Raw genomic sequence first — 19,994 nt, 5'->3', positions numbered from 1 at the left:
CTGTGGAGCCTTCCTGCGGCTGTCCCTATGCTGTCGATAGAACAGTTCAGGGGCTTTGTCATGGCCGAGGACGACAGGCTTGTCGGCGACATTCTGGCGCTGACCGACCGGCTGGCCGAGGCCAGGCGCAGCGTCGAACGCCGCTTTGTCGGCCAGCACGCGGTGGTCGAGCAGGTGCTGGCGGCGATCCTCGCAGGCGGGAACGCCCTGCTGGTCGGTCAGCCCGGCCTCGGCAAGACGATGCTGGTCGACACGCTGGGCACGGTGCTGGGGCTGGACACGGCGCGGATCCAGTTCACGCCCGACCTGATGCCCGCCGACATCCTGGGGTCCGAGGTGCTGGACGTGCGGGCGGACGGCACCCGCGCCTTCCGCTTCATCAAGGGTCCGGTGTTCACGCAGCTGCTGATGGCGGACGAGATCAACCGGGCAAGTCCCCGCACCCAGTCGGCACTGCTGCAGGCGATGCAGGAACGCGAGGTTACCGTCGCCGGCGAGAACCGACCGCTCGGGCGACCGTTCCACGTGCTGGCGACGCAGAACCCGATCGAGCAGGAAGGAACCTATCCGCTGCCCGAGGCGCAGCTGGACCGGTTCCTGCTGCAGATCAACATCGACTATCCCGACCGGGACACCGAACGGGCGATCCTGATGGCGACCACGGGGGTCGAGGAGGACGCGCCGCATGGCGTCTTCGACGCCGCGGGGCTGGTCGCGGCCCAGCATCTGATCCGCCGGATGCCGGTCGGGGAAACGGTCATGGAAGCCATCCTGGACCTGGTCCGATCCGCCCGCCCGGGGGCAGGCGACGCGCCGGGCTGGCTGTCCGACACTTTGGCGTGGGGGCCGGGGCCGCGGGCGGCGCAGGCGCTGACGCTGGTGGTGCGATCCCGCGCGGTGCTGAACGGGCGCCTTGCCCCGACATTCGACGATGTCGCGGCAATGGCAGCGCCGGTTCTTCGGCATCGCATGGCGCTGTCCTTTGCGGCGCGCGCGCGGGGCGACAGCGTGGACGACGTGATCGCCCGGCTGGCCGCAGGGCAGCGCCAGATGGCTGCATGAGCGTGGCTGTGTCCCGGGAACCCGGCGCCGCGCGGCTGCGCGCCGAGGCGGAGGCGGCGGCCGCTGCGGTCCCCGAACTGCTGCTGTCAGCCGAGCGGCTGGCCGCAGCCTTGCAGCCGGGCGTCCACGGGCTGCGCCGCCCCGGCGTCGGCGAGGATTTCTGGCAGTACCGGCCCGCCGCGCCCGGCGACACCATGCGCCAGATCGACTGGCGCAGGTCGGCGCGGTCCGACGCCACCTTCGTGCGCGAGCGGGAATCCGAAACGGCGCAGACGGCGATGATCTGGGTGTCGGCGAGCCGGGGCATGGCGTGGCGCGGCGATCCGTCCCGTCCCACGAAACGTGCACGGGCCGAACTGCTGGCGCTGGCGCTGGCGCTGGTGCTGCTGCGCGGCGGCGAGAAGGTCGGGCTGGCCGGTCACACGCCGCAGCCCGGCCGTGCACAGGCGGACCGGATCGCGCAGCTGCTGGTGTCACAGGGACAGGGAACAGGGGACGACGACCTTCCCCCCGTCGCCGATCTGCGCCCGTTTCGCCGGCAGGTGTTGATTGGTGATTTCCTGGATGACCCGGCGCCGCTGCGCGACTATCTGGCGCGCGCTGCCGCGCAGGGGATCACGGGCTCGCTGCTCCAGGTGCTCGATCCGGTCGAGGAGGGCTTTCCCTTTGCCGGCGCGGTCCGGTTCCGCTCCGCGGCCGGCGTGCTGGCGCACGAAACCCGAAACGCCGCTGCGTTGCGCGACGCGTATCTGGCGCGCCTGGCCGACCGGCGCGCGGCGCTGGCCGAGGTCGCGGCGACGGCGGGCTGGCAGTTCGGCACCCACGACACCGGCAACGCCGCGACCGGCGCCCTGCTGTGGTTGCACGGCACCCTGGGCAACCGGGCGCCGGGCCGGGTCACGACGGGGGGCGTGTCTCCACAGGACCGGCCCGAGCGGCGCGATCCGAATGCACCCATTCGGCCGGTTGCCCGGAACACGGCAGAGGCCTGACGAGGTGGGCGCGTGCTGACACTCGGCCCGCTGGGGTTTGCCGCGCCCTGGGTCCTGACGGCGCTGATCGCCCTGCCGCTGCTGTGGCTGCTGCTGCGCGCTGTGCCGCCCCGGGCGAAAGAGATCACCTTTCCCGGGACCGTCCTGCTGATCGGCCTGGCCGACCCGGCGCCGGTCGCGCGGCGAACGCCATGGTGGCTGCTCGCCCTGCGGCTCGCAGCCGTTGGGGCGGCAATTCTGGGGTTTGCCGGGCCCGTGTGGAAACCCGCACCGGCCGATCCGGGCCGCGCGCCGTTGCTGGTCGTGGTGGATGCGGGCTGGACGGCGGCGCCAGGCTGGGCCGCCATGAGGGCGCGGGCGATCGGGGCGCTTGATGCAGCAGCGGCGGCCGCCCGCCCGGTCGCCGTGCTGCTGGCCGACGGCGCGCCCGGTCGCGGTACCACATTGCCGTTCCAGGCCGCGGCAGAGCAGGTGACGCGACTGCGCGCGGCCGAGCCCCAGCCATGGGAGACGCGCTATCCCGGGGACCCGGCCGCCAGCCTGGCGGAGGCGCCGGAGGGTTTCTCGACGCTGTGGCTCAGTGACGGGCTGGACCACCCCGGGCGCGCGGACTGGCTTGCGGCACTGTCTGCCCGCGGCGACGTCACGGTGGTGCCGCCGACATCTGCCGTCCGCAGCCTGCGGATCGACACCGGCGCCACTCCGGTCCTTACGATGCAGTCGACCGCGGGCGGCCCGCTGCCGGCCGTGCTGGCGACCGGCCCGGACCCGCAGGGAACGTTTCGCACGCTGGCCCGGCTGGACCCGCCCGAGCCAAGCCTGGCAGACGGGATCGCCACCGCGACCCTGCCGATCGACCTGCCGTCCGAACTGCGCAACCGGGTCACCCGCTTCGTGCTGGAAGACCAGCCCGGGGCCGGGGCAGTGGTGCTGGCCGACGATCGGGTGCGACGGCGCAAGGTCGCAATTGCCGGCGACGCCCGCGAAACCGAAGGACAGGCGCTGTTGTCCTCCACGCACTACCTGCGGCGTGCGCTGGCCCCGCAGACCGACCTGATCGAAGGCACACTGTCCGAGGTACTCCCGGCGGCACCGGACGTCATCATCCTGCCCGACCAAGTGCTCGATCTCGCCGACGCGGCCCTGCCGCGCTGGATCGAGGAAGGCGGGCTGCTGATCCGCTTTGCCGGGCCACGGATGGCGGCATCCGAAACCCTGGACCTCGACCCGCTGCTGCCGGCCCGGCTGCGCCCGGGCGGCCGTGATGTCGGGGGGGCGCTGAGCTGGGGCGAACCGAAGACGATCGAACGGTTCGACGCGGAGGGTCCGTTCGCCGGGCTGCTGCCCTCGGACGATGTGACGGTGCGCGCGCAGCTGATGGCCGATCCCGATCCGCAGCTGGATGCCCGCACGCTGGTGCGGCTCAGCGACGGCACGCCGCTGGTCACCCGCGAGGAGCTGGGGCAGGGGCAGGTGGTGCTGGTCCACACCGCGGCCAGCCCGGGCTGGTCGACCCTGCCGCTGTCGGGTCTGTTCGTGGACATGCTGATGCGGCTGGTCCAGTCCGCGCGCACCGGCCACGCCGATGCACCCGCAGGCGATGACGGCGAACAGGCGTTCTGGACGGCGGAAACGGTGTTGGACGGGTTCGGACGGACCGTCCCCGCGGACGGACTGACGCCGGTGGCAGCCGACGATCTGGCCCAGGGACCAGGTCCCGGGGTGCCCGCGGGGCTGTATGTCGCCGGTGAACGGCGCGTGGCACTGAACGCGGGCCACGGGCTGGTCCGCGCGGAGTGGCCGGGGGCGGTCGTCGAGGACCCGGGGCAGACGACCGGCACCGACCTGCGCGGCTGGCTGATCGCCCTGGCCGCGACGCTGCTTGCCGTCGACGCGCTCGCCTCTGCGATGCTGGCCGGCCGCCGCGGCGGGCGGAATTGGCGCGGGGCGGCGGCATGATACGGCTGGTCCTGATGCTGGTCATGGTTGCGGGCCTGCCGGGCGGTCGCGTCGCTGCCCAGCAGCAGGACCCGGATCCGGCGCTGGCGGCGGCGGCGCGGCAGGTTGCGTTGGCCTATGTCCTGACCGGCGATCCGGACACGGACGAGACGAGCCGGCAGGGGATGGACGGGTTGTCACAGGGGCTGACGCTGCGCACCACGGTCGAGCCCGGACCGCCGATCGGGATCGACCTGGACCGGGATGATCTGTCCCTGCTGACCTTTCTCTACTGGCCCGTCACCGATGCCCAGCCCGCGCCGTCGCCATCGGCCTACCTCAAGCTGGACCATTTCCTGCGCTCGGGCGGGATGATCCTGTTCGATACCGGCGACGGCGACGTGGCGGGCCTTGGCGGTCCCGACGGCGAGGCGGAGCTGCAGCGTCTGGCGGCGCCGCTGGACATTCCGCCGCTGGCACCGGTGCCCGACGATCACGTGCTGACCCGGACCTTCTATCTGCTCGACGATTTCCCGGGCCGCTGGCAGGGCACCCCGCTTTGGGCCGAGGCCGCGGGCACGACCGCGGAAACCGGCGCAGGCGTCGGTTTCCGGCGGCTGAACGACGGGGTCTCGCCGGTTCTGATCGGTGCGAATGACTGGGCCGAGGCCTGGGCGATCGACGATCGCGGCCTGCCCACCCACCAGATCGGCAGCGGTCTGGATGGCGAGCGGCAGCGCGAGCTGGCGCTGAGATTCGGGATCAACCTGATCATGTATGTACTGACAGGCAACTACAAATCCGATCAGGTGCACGTGCCCGAACTGCTGGACCGTCTGGGGCGTGATGCCTGGCAGGGTGGGGCGGAGAGCCTGCCGTGACCGGGCTGCGACTGGATCCCGCCGTGCCGCTGGTGTTGGTGGCGGCACTCGCCGCCCTGGCGGTCGTCGTTGCCGGCTGGGCATTGTGGCGGGGACTGCCGGGCTGGGCCCTGCGCGGTCTGGCCGGTCTGGCGGCCGCCGCGGCGCTTGCGGGTCCGGTGCTGGAGCAAGGGGTGCGGCAGGGACTGTCCGACATCGTGATCCTGCTGGAGGATCGCACCGCCAGCCAGGACCTGCCCGGGCGGGCAGACCAGACCGACGTCGCCGTGGACGCGTTGACGCGGCAACTCGCAGGTCTTCCCAATGTCGAGCTGCGGCGCGTCACCGTCGGCGATGATCCGGACGGGACCCTGGTCGGGACGGCGTTGACCCGGGCGCTCGCGGCCGAGCCAGAGGCGCGGGTGGCTGGCGTAATCGCGGTGACCGACGGACAGGCCCATGACGCGCCGGCGGTGCCGGCAACCGCGCCGGCGCCAGTCCATGTCCTGCTGACCGGGCAGGCGGACGACTGGGATCGGCGGCTGGTGGTCGACGAGGCGCCGGCCTTCGCGCTGATCGGCAGCCCGGCCGTCGTCCGGCTGCGCATCGAGGACCAGGGCGCGGTTCCGCCCGAAATGGCGGGGCGCCCCGCCACGCTGCGCGTCCGCGTCGAGGGCGAGGACGAGCAGGTGATCGCGCTGCCGCCGGGCATGCCGCTTGACCTGCCGGTGACCGTCACTCATGCGGGCCAGAACGTCGTGTCGGTGCGGCTGGACCCGCCGGAGGCCGGCGCCCCGCAACTGACCGACCGCAACGATGCGGTGGCGGTGCAGATCGAAGGGGTGCGCGACCGGCTGCGGGTGCTGCTGGTGTCAGGCGAACCACATCCCGGCGAAAGAACCTGGCGCAACCTGCTGAAATCCGATGCAAACGTCGACCTCGTCCATTTCACGATCCTGCGGCCGCCGGACAAGATGGACGGGGTGCCGGTGGATGAGATGGCGCTGATCGCCTTTCCCACCCATGAGCTGTTCGAGCAGCGCATCGGCGAGTTCGACCTGATCATCTTCGATCGCTACCGGGTGCGCGGTATCCTGCCGCCGGCCTATTTTGCCAACATCCGCCGCTATGTCGAGCAAGGGGGCGCGCTGCTGGTGTCGGCCGGTCCGGAAATGGCCAGCGTCGAAAGCCTCAACCTGTCCCCCATGGGCGACATCCTCCCGGCCCGTCCGACTGGCAGGGTGATCGAGACGCCGTTCACGCCGCAACTGACCGACGCCGGGCGCCGCCATCCTGTGACCGCCGCGCTGCCGCAGGCGGGCACGGCCGATACGCCGCCCGGCTGGGGCCGCTGGCTGCAGCGGCAGGAGATCGTCCCGAACCCGGACAGTGAGGTCGTGATGACGGCTGATGGCGACGCGCCGCTGCTGGTGCTTGACCGCGTCGGCGAGGGGCGCGTGGCGCTGCTTGCCTCGGACCAGGTGTGGCTCTGGGGGCGTGGCTTCGAAGGCGGTGGGCCGCAGCTCGAAATGCTGCGTCGCATCGCGCACTGGTCGATGAAGGAGCCGGAGCTGGAGGAGGAGGCGCTGCTGGCCCAGGTTGGCCGCGACCTGTCCCTGACCGTGATCCGCCGGACGATGCAGGACACCGCCGCACCAGTCACGATCACCGGCCCGGGTGGCGCGACCACCTCGCTGCCGCTGCAGGAGACCGGGCCCGGCCGCTTTTCGGCGACCTGGCAAGCCCCCGGTCCGGGGCTCTACGCGCTGGATGATGGCGAGTTGACGCGGCTTGTGGCTCTGGGACCCGCCGCGCCGCGGGAATTCGAACAGATAGTGGCCACGGCCGATGTGCTGGGCGGGCTGGCCGAGGCGACCGGCGGGTCGGTGCGGGCTTTGTCGGACGGGGTGCCGGAGGTGCGTTTGGCCAGGCCGGGCCGGTCGGCTTTCGGGCGGGGAGTGACGGGGGACTGGATCGCGGTGACCCCGCGGGACGCCGCGCAGGTCTCCGGCCTGACGCGACGGCCGCTGCTGCCGGACTGGGTGTGGCTGGCGCTGGTCGCGGGACTGGCAATCGCGGCCTGGCTGCTGGAAGGCGGCCGCCTGCGGCGGCGACCGGCGTGACCATGGACAGGCGCGCGGTTCTGGCAGGTCTGGCCGGTGTCGTTGGCTGGGGCGTGCTGAACCCCGGACCAGCGGTTGCCCTCGATGGCAGCGAGCCACTGGCCCCACGCAGCAGCACGAGGCCGCGTGGCCGACCGCCGGCCGACGCCCAGCAGCTGGTCGACGCCGCCCGGCTGGGTGGACAGGTGGCATTCGCCGCGCTCGCCTCCGATGGCACGTTGCTGGATGCCCGCGCCGCCGAGACCGCCCTGCCGGCGGCCAGCACGCTGAAGACGGTGACGGCGCTCTATGCGCTCCACCGGCTGGGTGCCGGGCAGCGCTTTGCGACGCGGGTCCGCCTGGACGGCGAGACACTGATCCTGGAGGGTGGTGGCGACCCGGTGATGGACAGTGACGCGCTGGCAGTGCTGGCCGCGGACACGGCCGCGGCGGTCGGTGCCAGGCCCGTGACGCGGTTCGAGGTCTGGGGCGGGGCGCTGCCGCGGATGGAGCAGATTGCGCCCGGACAGGCGGTTCACCTGCCCTACAACCCGGCGCTGTCCGGGATGATGTTGAACTTCAACCGTGTGCACCTGGACTGGCGTGGGGGAAGGGGTGACCTGCGGCTGGCGCTGACAGCCCGCGGCAGCAAGGTGGCTCCGCCCGCCTACACCGCCCGCGTTCGGCCCGATGACCGCAGCACGCCGCTGTTCGCCTATGATGGTGAAGGGCCGGTCGAACAGTGGACGCTGGCGCGCCGCGGGATTGGCCCATCGGGGACCCGCTGGCTGCCCGTGCGCCGCCCCGAACTCTATGCCGGCGACGTGTTCCAGACGCTGTGCCGGGCCAAGGGCCTTGCACTGCCCACGCCAGAAGTGGCGGACCTACCCCCGAAAGGTGAGGAGGTCGCGCGCTACGAGAGCCCGCGCCTGCAGCAGATCCTGCGCGGGATGCTGGTCTATTCGACGAACCTGACGGCTGAGGCCGTCGGACTGGCCGCCAGCGGGGCCGGTGACCTGCGGGCATCCGGTGCGGCGATGGCGGACTGGCTGCGCGCCCAGCACGTGTCGGGCAGCTATGCGTTCGCGGATCATTCCGGGCTGTCGCCCGACAGCCGGATCAGTGCGGCATCCCTGACGCGGATGCTTGCTGGGCCCGGACGGGCAGCGGGTCTGGCGGACCTTCTCAGGGCCGATCCGCTGGCCGACATGCTGGGGGCGCAGTCCGGCGGCAGAACCATCCGCGCCAAGACCGGAACCCTGAATTTCGTCTCCAACCTGGCCGGCTACGGCCCGGACGGGATCAGCTTTGCGATCCTGACCGCCGACGCCGCCCGACGGGCGGCCACCCACGGGGCCGAACAGCCGCAGGGCGTCATCGCCTGGACGATCCGGTCCAAGCGCCTGCAGCGCGATCTGGTCGACCGCTTCTGGCGTCTGTCCAGTCGGGATGCTGCCGGCAAATCCGGGAACGCTACCGAACGCCAGTCACTTACGGGAAGTTACTGAGCGGGTTTCCCAGCTTACAGGACGAGGTGCCGCGCCTCTGCTGACAACTCGATGGCGGCGGCGTGCAGGCGGTTGATGTCGAGCTGCTGGCGGATCTCGGTCAGCATCTGCCATTCACGTTCACCCAGGCGACCATCGGCGGCCGCCACATCGCAGGCCAGCGCATAGGCGGTGTCGAACAGTTTTTCGGGCAGGGCATCGCGCACCAGCCCGAAGAGCGCGTCCAGCCCGTCCTCTTCCTCGAACAGCGACATCACGACCTGTGACACGGCGCGGACCCGATCCACGTCGTACTTGGCGAACACGGGGGTGTGATCGACCATGCGCTGGATGGCGACCAGTTCCGCCGTCCGCATCCGTTCGTCCGAGGCGGACACAGCCACCATGACAGCCACCAGCGCGTCACAGGGGGAAAACGAGGGCAGGTCCATGAGCATTCTGCGGCAAATCCCGGTATTGTTGACGACGCGCCCGCCCGCGTCTACGGCAGGCGCCGACAGAACAGCGAGGCTATGATGAGCACCCTGCGCGATGCGGCGATGAAATCCAAGGCGTGGCCGTTCGAGGAAGCGCGTCGTGTGCTCAAACGTTACGACCGGAAGGACCCGGAAAAGGGCCACGTCCTGTTCGAGACCGGCTATGGCCCGTCCGGACTGCCCCATATCGGGACGTTCGGCGAGGTTGCGCGCACCACCATGGTGCGCCGCGCCTTCGAGATCATTTCGGATATCCCGACCCGACTGATCTGTTTTTCCGACGACATGGACGGGATGCGCAAGGTTCCGGACAACGTGCCGAACGCCGACATGCTGCGCCAGCACCTGCAGTTGCCGCTGACCAGCGTGCCCGATCCGTTCGGCGCACACGAAAGCTTCGGCCACCACAACAACGCGATGCTGCGGCGCTTTCTGGACACGTTCGGCTTTGAATACGAGTTCGTCAGCGCGACCGACTTCTACCGGTCCGGCCAGTTCGACGAGACGCTGCGCGAAGCGGCGCGAAAATATGACGAGATCATGCAGATCATGCTCGCCTCGCTGCGCGAGGAGCGCCAGCAGACCTACAGCTGCTTTCTGCCGATCCACCCCGAGACCGGCCGGGTCCTCTACGTGCCAATCAGGCACGTCGACGCGGCCCGGGGCGAGGTGACGTTCGATGACGAGCACGGGCGCGAATGGACGCTGCCGGTCACGGGCGGCCATGTGAAACTGCAATGGAAGCCGGATTTCGGCGCGCGCTGGGCGGCGCTGGACGTCGATTTCGAGATGTACGGCAAGGACCATAGCACCAACACCCCGATCTACGACGGCATCTGCGCGGTGCTGGGTGGTCGCCCGCCGGAACATTTCACCTATGAGCTGTTCCTGGACCAGAACGGGCAGAAGATCAGCAAGTCAAAGGGAAACGGCCTGTCGATCGACGAATGGCTGACCTACGCGGCGACCGAAACCCTGTCGTACTTCATGTACCAGAAGCCCAAGACCGCCAAGCGGATGTATTTCGACGTCATCCCCAAGGCGGTCGACGAATACCACCAGCAATTGCGCGCCTATCCGGGCCAGACCGAGGACCAGAAGCTGGCGAACCCGGTCTGGCACATCCATGGCGGCAATCCGCCACAATCGGATCTCGTCGTGCCGTTCCAGATGCTGCTAAACTTGGCCTCGGTGTCCAGCGCGCGGGACAAGGACGCGATGTGGGGGTTCATCCGCCGCTATGCGCCCGAGGCCAGCCCGGCGACCCATCCGCACCTGGACGAAGCGGCAGGATTTGCGGTGCGCTACTTCAACGATTTCGTTGCGCCCACTCGGACCTACCGACCGCCGAGCGACAGCGAACGCGCGGCGCTCGCGGACCTGTCCGCGCGGCTGGCCGCATGGGAAGGACCGGCCGACCCCGAGGCCCTGCAGTCCCAGATTTACGCGGTGGGGCGCGACCACGGATTCGACCCGATGAAGGATTGGTTCGCCGCCCTCTACCAAGTGCTGCTGGGCGCCGATCAGGGGCCGCGGTTCGGCGGGTTCATCGCGCTGTACGGCATCGAAGAGACGCGCGCACTGATCGACCGCGCCTTGGCCGGCGAACTGGCGGCGTGACTGCGCCACGGGGCACGGCGCCCCTTGATGCCCGTGGCAGCCGGGGGTAACGGCCGTCGCCATGCATCCCGTCGTGATCCTCGTGCGCCCGCAGATGGGCGAGAACATCGGCGCTGCGGCGCGCGCCATGCTGAACTTCGGACTGACGGACATGCGGCTGGTCGCGCCGCGCGACGGCTGGCCGAACCCGCGCGCCGTCGCCATGGCGTCGGGTGCCGCGGGACAGGTCCTGGACCGCTCGCGCGTCTTTCCCAGCCTGGCCGAGGCGATGGGCGACATCGACGTCGCCTACGCCACGACGGCGCGCGGCCGCGATCTCACCAAGACGGTGCACACGCCGGCCAGCGCGATGGCCGAGGCGCGCGATCTCGCGGCCGCCGGACACCGGGTGGGCCTGATATTCGGGCCCGAACGGGCCGGGTTGGACAATGAGGACGTGGCCCGCGCCACCGCGATCATCACCGTGCCGGTCAATCCCGCGTTTCCGTCGCTGAACCTGGCGCAGGCGGTGCTGCTGCTGGGCTATGAATGGGGCCGCGACACGCTGCCGTCCCAGCCGACACGGCACGGGCGCCGATCGGGCGCAGAGGACACCGCCTCGCGGCTGGAGGTCGAGCGTCTGGCGGATCACTGGGAGGGCAGGCTGGAACGGGCCCGGTTCTTCTTTCCTGCGGACAAGGCTGCGTCGATGCGCCTGACGCTGCGCAACATGTGGTCGCGGATGCCGCTGACCCGGGGCGACGTGCAGATCCTGCACGGGATGCTGCGGCAGCTGACATGGGGCCGGGACACGCCGGGCGGACAGCCGCCCACCCCCGACGATCATCCGCGGGACGCCCCGCAAGATTGACCTTTCCCCCCTGCGCAGCCAATGTCGCGCCGCAATCTGCAGAGAGACACGTCATGGCCAAGCGCCCCATCTTCCAGGAGGTGTCGGAACCCGCTGCGGTTCCTGCCGCGCCCGCGGGAAATCTGATCGACGCGCGTCCGCGCGGCGCGCGGATGTCGATCCGTGTCTGGCTGGTGATGCTGTTCGTGCTGGTCACGGCGATGATCGTGCTGGGCGGCGCCACCCGCCTGACCGGGTCAGGTTTGTCGATCACCGAATGGAAGCCGGTGGTCGGCGCCTTGCCGCCCGGCAGCGAGGCGGCCTGGTCCGAGGAGTTCGCCAAGTACCAGCAGATCCCCCAGTTCCAGGAAGAAAACCCGACCATGGACATGGCCGGGTTCAAGCGCATCTACTGGTGGGAATGGTCGCATCGCCTGCTGGGGCGGGTGATCGGCGTCGTCTGGGCCGCGGGCTTCCTGTATTTCTGGCTGACCAGCCGCATTCCCGCCGGGTGGACGTCGCGCCTGCTGGTCCTGGGGTTGCTGGGCGGTCTGCAGGGCGTGATCGGCTGGTGGATGGTCAGTTCGGGCCTGGTTGCCGGGATGACGTCGGTCGCGTCCTACCGGCTGGCCATTCATCTGGGCCTGGCCTTTGCCATTCTTGGGGCGATTGCATGGTTCGTGTTCCAGCTCGGCCGGCCCGAGTCCCAGTTGCTGCGGGCCCGCCGCGCGGGCGAGGGCAAGCTGTTTTCCATGACGACCGGACTGATGCACCTGGCGTTCGTGCAGATCCTGCTGGGCGCACTGGTCGCAGGCATCGACGCGGGGCGGCAGTACACCGGATGGCCGAAGATGGGCGGAGAATGGATACCCGCCGCGATCTGGGACGCCGAGCTGGGCATCCGCAACTTCTTCGAGAATGCTGCCACCGTCCAGTTCACGCACCGCATCGTGGCCTATCTGCTGACGGTCTTTGCCGTGGTGGTCTGGTTGCGCGCCCGCCGTTCGCCGCATCCCGTCACGCGCGGCGCCTTCACCGTGATGATCACGGCCGTCGCCCTGCAGATGCTGCTGGGGATCGTCACGATCATCCGCGGCGCACCGATGGGCGAGGCACTGGCCCACCAGCTGGGCGCCGTCGCACTGTTCGTGCTGATCATCCGGGCCCGCCACCACGCCCGCTATCCTTATGAAACCAGCGTCAGGGGAACGATCCGATGAGCGCCACCACCACCCTGACCGAGCTGATGGAATTCCAGCGCGGCACCGAGGCGCTGTCCTCGGTGGCCGAGCGCCTGATGTGGGACCGCGAAACCGTGATGCCCCGGGGCGCTGCCGAACAGCGGTCCGAGGAAGTCGCCGCGATGGAGGAGGTCCTGCACACGCGGCGCACCGATCCGCGGGTCGGCGAATGGCTGGACGGCGCCCGGCCGGCGACCGCGGCAGAGACGCGGATGGTCGAGCTGATCGACCGGGATTTCCGGCGCGCGAGCGCGGTGCCGCCGCGGCTGGCGACCGAGCTTGCCCGGGTGACCTCGCTGGCGCAGGGGATCTGGGCAGACGCGCGGGCGGCAGAGGCGCCCGAGGACTTCCTGCCGACGCTCGACGAGGTGGTGACGCTGAAGCGCGAGGAGGCGGCAGCCTACGTTGCGGCGGGGTTCGGCGGCGGCGACAGGTATGACGCGCTGCTGGAGGATTACGAGCCCGACATTTCGGCCGCCGAGATCAGCCGCCTGTTCGAGGGGATGCGGCCGCGGCTTGCAGCCCTGCGCGATGCGGTGCTGGGCGCGGACCGGACCCCGGCGCCACTTTCAGGTCATTTCGGGCAGGAGGCGCAGATCAGGCTGGCCCGCAGCTGCGCGACGGCGTTCGGGTACGACTGGACCTTCGGGCGGATGGACATCGCCGTCCATCCGTTCAGTTCCGGCCGCTGGCAGGACAGCCGCATCACCACGCGGGTGGTGGAATCCGATCCGTTCAACTGCCTCTATTCGACCATCCATGAGGTGGGTCATTCCAGCTATGAGCTCGGCGTGGATTCCGATTACGCCTTTACCGCCCTGGGACGCGGGGTGTCGATGGGCGTGCATGAAAGCCAGAGCCGCATCTATGAAAACCAGCTGGGCCGCAGCCGCGCCTTTGCCGGCTGGCTGTTCCAGCGCATGGAGGAGATGTTCGGCGATCTGTCGGCGCCCGATGCCGACGCCTTCTACGCGGCGGTGAACCGGGTGGCTCCCGGCCATATCCGGACCGAGGCGGACGAGGTGCAGTACAACCTGCACATCATGATGCGCTTTGACCTGGAACGTGACCTGATTTCCGGCAAGCTCGCGACCGACGATCTGGTCGAGGCGTGGAACGCCCGGTTCCTGCGCGATTTCGGGCTGGCGGTCGATCGGCCCGCGAACGGGATGCTGCAGGACGTTCACTGGGCGGTGGGGCTGTTCGGCTATTTCCCCACCTGTGCGCTGGGCAATGTCTATGCCGGCTGCCTGAACCGGGCCCTGCGTCGGGACGTGCCCGAGCTTGACGAGATGCTGGCCCGCGGCGACGCGGGACCGGCGGTGGAATGGCTGCGCGAGAATGTGCAGCGCCATGGCAGCCTGTACCGCCCGCGCGACCTGATCGAGCAGGCGAGCGGGGCGCCGGTCAGCGAAGCGCCGTTGCTGGATTACCTGGACGACAAGTTCGGCGAGATTTACGAGCTGTAGGACCGGAACGCCCGCCCGGGCGGGTCACGCCGCGCCGCGGCCGACCGGCGCCGAACCCTGCGATGTTCATGCACCGTTCACGCATGGTTCATGCAGTTTTCTCCTGCATCACCCCAGCAGCGTGGAGAGCACCCGCGCCGCCTCGACGCTGCACGGGGTCAGGCTGCCGCGATCCTCGCCCGGGTGGAACCGCGCGCGGGTGGCGGTCGGCATGGGCGCCGGGCGGTCGATGACGACCGCGGGTCCGATGCGGCCGGTTTCCGCCTGCCAGCTTTGCGCGAGCGCGATCTGCGCGGCCTTGGTCGCCCCGTAGGCGGCATAGAACTTCTCGCCGGCATGCGGATCGTCAAAGAACACGGCCTGCCCCTGGCGGGCGCGCAGCAGCGGGTCGACGAGCTGGATCAGGCCGTGGGTCGCCGCGATATTGGTGTCGATGGCCCGGCCCATGTCCTTGGGGTCAGTCTGCGCGGCGGGCGACAGCGGGGCGGCGTAGATCGCGCAATGCGCCCACAGATCGATCCCGCCCCAGCGGCCATGCAGCGCCTGGGTCATCTGGATCATCGCGTCGGGCCTGGTCACGTCCATCGGCGCCAGGGTCGCGGTGCCCCCGCCCGACCGGATGCGATCGTCCAGCTCCTCCAGCGCGCCGGAGGTGCGGGCCACGGCCACGACATGCCAGCCGCGCCGGCCCAGCCCCTCGGCCAAGGCCGCCCCCAGCCCGCGCGAGGCACCCGTCACCAGCGCGACCTTCTGTCCGTCCATCGTCCGACCCCGCCCGTTCCGTCGCCGTCACATGAAAACGGGGCGCGGGATGCCGCGCCCCGAACCGCCGTTCATCGCGCCTCAGCGCGCCGACACGTCCTGATAGTCGCGCCGGTCGGCGCCGATATACAGCTGGCGCGGGCGCCCGATCTTGTTCTGCGGGTCGCCGATCATTTCCTTCCACTGCGCGATCCAGCCGACGGTGCGCGACAGCGCAAAGATCGGCGTGAACATCGCGGTGGGGAAGCCCATCGCCGACAGGATGATCCCGGAATAGAAATCGACGTTCGGATACAGCTTCTTGTCGACGAAATACTCGTCCTCGAGCGCGATCCGTTCCAGCTCCTTGGCGACCTTCAGCGTCTCGTTGTTCTCGATCCCTAGCAGGTCCAGCACCTCGTCGGCGCTTTCCTTCATCACCTTGGCGCGCGGGTCGAAGTTCTTGTAGACCCGGTGGCCGAAGCCCATCAGCCGGAACGGGTCGTCCTTGTCCTTGGCGCGGCGGATGTATTCGGGAATGTTGTCCACCGACCCGATCTGCTGGAGCATTTCCAGCGCGGCCTGGTTGGCGCCGCCATGGGCGGGACCCCACAGACAGGCGATGCCGGCCGCGATGCAGGCGAACGGGTTGGCGCCCGACGATCCCGCCAGCCGCACCGTCGAGGTGGATGCGTTCTGTTCGTGATCCGCGTGCAGGGTGAAGATGCGGTCCATCGCCTTGGCGAGCGCCGGGTTGACGTCGTATTTCTCGGCCGGGACCGAAAAGCACATGTGCAGGAAGTTGGCGGCGTAATCGAGGTCGTTGCGCGGGTACACGAAGGGCTGGCCGATCGAGTACTTGTACGCCATCGCGGCCACGGTCGGCATCTTGGCGATCAGACGGATCGAGGCGATCTCGCGCTGCACCGGATCGTTGATGTCGGTCGAGTCGTGATAGAACGCGCTCATCGCGCCGACCACGCCCACCATCGTCGCCATCGGGTGGCTGTCGCGGCGGAACCCGCGGAAGAAATAGTGCATCTGCTCATGCACCATCGTGTGGCGGGTGACGCGGTTCTCGAAATCCTGCATCTGCGTCGGGTTCGGCAATTCGCCGTAGAGCAGCAGATAGCACACTTCCAGGTAGTGGGACTTCTCTGCCAGCTGCTCAATCGGGTAGCCGCGATACCAAAGTTCCCCCCGGTCGCCATCGATGAAGGTGATGGTCGAATCGCAGGAGGCGGTCGAGGTGAAGCCCGGGTCGTAGGTGAAGACGTGGCCCTGGGCATACAGCTTGCGGATGTCCAGGCAGTTTGGACCTTCGGTCGGTTCCAGAATCGGCAGTTCCAGATCCTTGCCGTCGAAGGTCAGCTTGGCAGCTCTGTCGGCCATGAAGGAAGTCCTTTCTCCTCGGCCCGTCGGGCCCGGTTCGTGCGTGGGTCAGCGGACCTGATCGGTCAGCCGGGCAAGCGTTTCGTTGCGGCCAAGCGCCAGCATCATATCGAACACGCTGGGGGTCGCCGTCCGGCCCGCAAGTGCGGCGCGCAGGGGGGCCGCGACCTTGCCGAGGCCAATGCCATGAGACTGCGCAACGGCGTGGGCGACGGCCTCCAGATCGGTTCGCGACCAGTTAGCATTCTGCATCGCAGCGGTCAATTCTTCCAGTATGCCAAGGGATACCGGATCCAGCGCCCGGGCCGCTTTCTCGTCCGGCGCCACGGGCCGGTCGATCATGGCAAATCGTGCCTGTTCAATGATCTGCGGGAAGGTCTTCGCCTTTTCCTTGAGGACCGGGGCGATCTGCTCGATCCGGTCCAGCTGCAGCGCAGTCAGGGGCGGCTGGCCGATCTCGTCCAGATAGGCCTGCAGCTCGCGCAGCAGCTCGGCGGTATCCATCGTCGCGATGTGGTGGCCCGACACATGTTCCAGTTTCTTGAAGTCCAGCCGGGCCGGGGCGCGGCCGATTCCGTCCAGGTCGAACCAGGCGCGGGCCTGCGCGTCGTCGAACAGTTCGTCGTCGCCGTGGCTCCAGCCCAGCCGGGCCAGGTAGTTGCGCATCCCCGCAGCCGGGTAGCCCTGGGCGGCGTATTCGTGCAGGCCGACGGCGCCGTGCCGTTTCGACAGCTTCTTGCCGTCGGGTCCGTGGATCAGCGGGATATGCGCGAAGACCGGGCGCGTCCACCCCATCGCGTCGAAGACCAGCACCTGGCGGGCCGCGTTGGTCAGGTGGTCGTCACCCCGGATCACATGGGTCACTCCCATGTCGTGGTCATCGACCACGACCGCCAGCATGTAGGTCGGCGTCCCGTCCGAGCGCAGCAGCACCATGTCGTCGAGCTGGTCGTTGCGGAACGTGACGGGACCCTGGACGGCATCGTCGATGACGGTCTGGCCGTCATGCGGCGCCCTGAGTCGGATCGCGAACGGGGAGTCGGGGCGGGTCGCCGGATCGGCGTCCCGCCACGGGCTGACGAATGGCTGGTTCGGATGGGCGGCCCGCCACGCCTCGATCTCGGCCGGGGCGGCATAGCAGGGATAGGCGGCCGCACGCTCCATCATCTCACGCGCCACCGCGGCGTGGCGATCGACGCGCGCGTACTGGCTGATCGGGTCCCCGTCCCAGTCCAGGCCGAGCCATGTCAGGCCCTTGAGGATCGCCGCGGTCGCCTCGGGGGTGGAGCGGGCCCGGTCGGTGTCCTCGATCCGCAGCAGGAACCTGCCGTTGCGGCCGCGGGCGTAGAGCCAGTTGAACAGCGCCGTCCTTGCCCCGCCGATGTGCAGATAGCCGGTCGGCGACGGCGCGAACCGGGTCACGACGGGGCGCGGCGGGGCGGTCGGGTCTGCTGGGGTCATGGGTGGTCCGGGCTGGCGGCGCAGGGGGTTAATCGTCTGGTAAACCACATCTGCTAGGGTCGCGGCGACAGATACGGGACCGGCCCGGAAAGGACAAGGATGTGGCGGCGATCGACGCGGGCCGGGTCGATGCCGGTCGGGTTGATGCAGGGCGGGCCGATACAGGCCGGACGGCGGGAAGGCGCGCCGCGGCCGCGGCGCGCGCGCGTCCCGATGCCGTGGCCCGCGCCGGCCTGCTGGTCTGGGCGCCGGTATGGCTGGGCACCGGCATCGGCGCGTGGTTCGGGCTGCGGACCGACCCGGGCCCCGCATTCTACACGGCCGCGACCCTGCTGGGTGCGGTCGCCGCGTGGGTGGCGGCCCGGTCGACCCGCTGGGCCGACGACGGCGCGGCCCGACCGGACCTCGCGACTTGGCTGCGCGGCATCGGCTTTGCCGTCGCCCTGATCGCCACGGGAACGGCCCTCGCCGGGCTCCGCGCCCAGCGGGTGGAGGCGCCGGTGCTGGCCTGGCGCCATTACGGCGCCATCGAGGGCCGGGTGGTCGAGATCGACCGCTCGGCCCGCGACCGCATGCGCCTGACGCTGGATCAGGTCGTCCTGCCGGGGACGGCGCCGGCCCGGACGCCGGCGCGGGTCCGGCTGGCGCTGATGGACCCGGGACCGCTGCCCGACATCGGCCAGCGGGTGATGACCACGGGCCACTTGGGCCCGCCGCCGGGACCGGCCGAGCCGGGCGGGTTCGATTTCCGGCGCAGCGCCTTTTTCGAGCGGCTTGGCGCGGTCGGCTATACGCGCAATCCCGTCCTGACCATCGCGCCGGCACCCGCCCGCGGCGCGATGGCGCTGCACCGGCTGCGGATGCGCGCCTCGGCGGGGATCGCCGAGGCGATCGGGGGACAGGAAGGCGCCGTCGCGGCGGCCCTGCTGACCGGCGACCGGTCGCGGATCGCCGAGGTCACGAACGATATCATGCGGCAGTCGAACCTCTACCACATCGTGTCCATCTCGGGCCTGCACATGGCGATGCTGGCGGGGTTCGTCTACGCGGCGCTGCGGCTGGGGCTGATCGGCCTGCAGGCCGGGGGCGCGCTGCCGCTCGGCCCGCCGATGCACAAGATGGCGGCCGCCGGCGCCCTGCTGGCGGCCGGCGCCTATCTGTGGCTGTCGGGGGGCGGGGTGCCGACCGAGCGGGCCTTCATCATGGTGGCGGTGATGCTGGGCGCGATCCTCGCCGACCGTCGGGCGATCTCGCTGCGGACCGTCGCGCTGGCCGCAACGATCATCCTTGTCATCAACCCCGAAGGCCTGGTCACGCCGGGGTTCCAGATGAGCTTTGCCGCCACGCTGGCGCTGATCCTGGTTGCAGGACCATGGGCGCGGATGGCCCCGCGGCTGCCCTGGATCCTGCGGCCCGTTGCGATGCTGGTGATCTCGTCGCTGGTTGCCGGACTGGCGACTGGGCCGATCGCCGCGGCGCATTTCAACCGCTCGGCGCAGTACGGGCTGCTGGCCAACCTGCTGGCCGTTCCGGTGATGGGAACCCTAGTGATGCCCGCCGGGGTGATCGCGGCGGTGCTGGCCCCGGTCGGACTGGCCGGTCCGGCGCTATGGGTGATGGGGCTGGGCACCCGATGGATGCTGGCGGTCGCCGAGTGGACCGCCGCGCTGGGCGGGGCGGTGGTGGCGGTGCCGTCGCCGCCGCCCGGGGCCTACCCGCTGATGGCAGGCGGGGTCCTGATGGCGGTACTGACGCTGCGGCGCGGCGCCCCCATGACTGTGCGGCTGGGAGGCGCCGCCGGGACTGGCGCGGCCCTGCTGGGACTGGCGCTGTGGGTCACCACGCCGCGCCCGGACGTCCTGATCGCGCCCGGGGGCGGCGCCGTCGGGGTCCTGACCGCGGCCGGGCGAGCGCTGTCCAAGCCCGCGAATGCGTTCATCGCGGATAGCTGGCTGAGGGCGGATGGCGACATGGCCAGCGCCGCGGACGCCGCGGCCCGGCCCGGCTGGTCAGGCCAGCGCCGGGCGCGGACGACCCGCATCGAGGCGCTAGGCCTCGTTCACCTGACGGGCAAGGCCGCTCCCGCGGCAATCGCCGCGGCCTGCCGGAATGGCGTCATCGTGGTGTCCGATGTGGCGGCGCCCGAGGGGCAGCGGCGGGGGGACTGCCAATTGTTCGACCTGACCCGGCTGCGCCGGTCCGGCTCGGTCGCCGGCTACCTGTCGAACGGCAGTCTGACCTGGATCACCGCCGCGCAGAGGGCGGGCCGCCGCCCTTGGGCGCGATAGGGACCGCCCGCGCCC

15 protein-coding genes are annotated in these 19,994 nt (G+C 70.2%); 11 read left to right on the top strand and 4 right to left on the bottom strand.

Features of this window, described 5'->3' with window-relative positions:
* Positions 1-60 precede the first annotated feature (60 nt).
* Genes Q0938_RS02845 through Q0938_RS02825 form a run of 6 tightly spaced genes read left to right on the top strand, consistent with a single transcriptional unit; the run spans position 61 to position 8,462 of the window.
* Positions 61-1,062: a MoxR family ATPase gene (locus Q0938_RS02845; RefSeq protein ID WP_299358931.1), complete on the top strand. Its 1,002-nt coding sequence runs from the start codon at positions 61-63 to the stop codon at positions 1,060-1,062.
* The gene (locus Q0938_RS02840; RefSeq protein WP_299358929.1) at positions 1,059-2,054 is read left to right on the top strand and encodes a DUF58 domain-containing protein; all 996 of its coding nucleotides are present in this window, start codon (positions 1,059-1,061) and stop codon (positions 2,052-2,054) included. Before Q0938_RS02845 ends, Q0938_RS02840 begins: the two co-directional genes overlap by 4 nt.
* A 12-nt stretch (positions 2,055-2,066) precedes the next feature.
* The gene (locus Q0938_RS02835; protein WP_366942727.1) at positions 2,067-4,013 is read left to right on the top strand and encodes a BatA domain-containing protein; all 1,947 of its coding nucleotides are present in this window, start codon (positions 2,067-2,069) and stop codon (positions 4,011-4,013) included.
* Positions 4,010-4,873: a DUF4159 domain-containing protein gene (locus tag Q0938_RS19350; RefSeq protein WP_366942726.1), complete on the top strand. Its 864-nt coding sequence runs from the start codon at positions 4,010-4,012 to the stop codon at positions 4,871-4,873. Before Q0938_RS02835 ends, Q0938_RS19350 begins: the two co-directional genes overlap by 4 nt.
* Positions 4,870-6,975 carry a hypothetical protein gene (locus tag Q0938_RS02830; RefSeq protein WP_299358926.1) on the top strand — a complete coding sequence of 702 codons (2,106 nt, stop codon included), beginning with the start codon at positions 4,870-4,872 and terminating at the stop codon, positions 6,973-6,975. The genes Q0938_RS19350 and Q0938_RS02830 overlap by 4 nt, the downstream gene beginning before the upstream one ends.
* Positions 6,976-6,977: 2 nt before the next feature.
* Positions 6,978-8,462 carry a D-alanyl-D-alanine carboxypeptidase gene (locus Q0938_RS02825; RefSeq protein ID WP_299359589.1) on the top strand — a complete coding sequence of 495 codons (1,485 nt, stop codon included), beginning with the start codon at positions 6,978-6,980 and terminating at the stop codon, positions 8,460-8,462.
* A 14-nt stretch (positions 8,463-8,476) separates the two neighbouring features.
* Here the strand turns inward: Q0938_RS02825 and Q0938_RS02820 are convergent, their stop codons facing one another.
* Positions 8,477-8,899, bottom strand: coding sequence for a tellurite resistance TerB family protein (locus Q0938_RS02820; protein ID WP_299358924.1), 423 nt, complete (start codon positions 8,897-8,899; stop codon positions 8,477-8,479).
* Between the two features lie 78 nt (positions 8,900-8,977).
* Here Q0938_RS02820 and Q0938_RS02815 point away from each other — a divergent pair, with 78 nt between their 5' ends.
* From Q0938_RS02815 to Q0938_RS02800, 4 genes are all read left to right on the top strand, one after another.
* Positions 8,978-10,558 carry a lysine--tRNA ligase gene (locus Q0938_RS02815; RefSeq protein WP_299358922.1) on the top strand — a complete coding sequence of 527 codons (1,581 nt, stop codon included), beginning with the start codon at positions 8,978-8,980 and terminating at the stop codon, positions 10,556-10,558.
* 61 nt (positions 10,559-10,619) lie between these two features.
* Positions 10,620-11,408 carry an RNA methyltransferase gene (locus Q0938_RS02810; protein ID WP_299358920.1) on the top strand — a complete coding sequence of 263 codons (789 nt, stop codon included), beginning with the start codon at positions 10,620-10,622 and terminating at the stop codon, positions 11,406-11,408.
* A gap of 53 nt (positions 11,409-11,461) precedes the next feature.
* Complete coding sequence (gene ctaA, locus Q0938_RS02805) at positions 11,462-12,607, top strand: heme A synthase (RefSeq protein ID WP_299358919.1); 1,146 nt, start codon at positions 11,462-11,464, stop codon at positions 12,605-12,607.
* Positions 12,604-14,097, top strand: coding sequence for a carboxypeptidase M32 (locus Q0938_RS02800; RefSeq protein ID WP_299358917.1), 1,494 nt, complete (start codon positions 12,604-12,606; stop codon positions 14,095-14,097). The genes ctaA and Q0938_RS02800 overlap by 4 nt, the downstream gene beginning before the upstream one ends.
* 108 nt (positions 14,098-14,205) lie before the next feature.
* On the opposite strand, the gene Q0938_RS02795 is transcribed toward Q0938_RS02800, so the two are convergent.
* From Q0938_RS02795 to gltX, 3 genes are all read right to left on the bottom strand, one after another.
* Complete coding sequence (locus tag Q0938_RS02795) at positions 14,206-14,859, bottom strand: SDR family oxidoreductase (RefSeq protein ID WP_299358915.1); 654 nt, start codon at positions 14,857-14,859, stop codon at positions 14,206-14,208.
* An 81-nt stretch (positions 14,860-14,940) separates the two neighbouring features.
* The gene (locus Q0938_RS02790; protein ID WP_299358913.1) at positions 14,941-16,230 is read right to left on the bottom strand and encodes a citrate synthase; all 1,290 of its coding nucleotides are present in this window, start codon (positions 16,228-16,230) and stop codon (positions 14,941-14,943) included.
* 48 nt (positions 16,231-16,278) lie between these two features.
* Entirely contained in the window at positions 16,279-17,691 is a 1,413-nt protein-coding gene (gltX, locus tag Q0938_RS02785; RefSeq protein ID WP_299358911.1) for a glutamate--tRNA ligase, read from the bottom strand.
* 101 nt (positions 17,692-17,792) lie between these two features.
* Between gltX and Q0938_RS02780 the strand changes: the two genes are divergently transcribed.
* Positions 17,793-19,979 carry a ComEC/Rec2 family competence protein gene (locus tag Q0938_RS02780; protein WP_299358909.1) on the top strand — a complete coding sequence of 729 codons (2,187 nt, stop codon included), beginning with the start codon at positions 17,793-17,795 and terminating at the stop codon, positions 19,977-19,979.
* The last annotated feature ends 15 nt before the right edge of the window (positions 19,980-19,994 follow it).

Source organism: uncultured Paracoccus sp., assembly GCF_947496875.1.
Classification (GTDB): Bacteria; Pseudomonadota; Alphaproteobacteria; order Rhodobacterales; family Rhodobacteraceae; genus Paracoccus.
The sequence above is the reverse complement of the archived record's forward strand: the minus strand, read 5'-3'. Positions and strand labels throughout refer to the sequence as shown.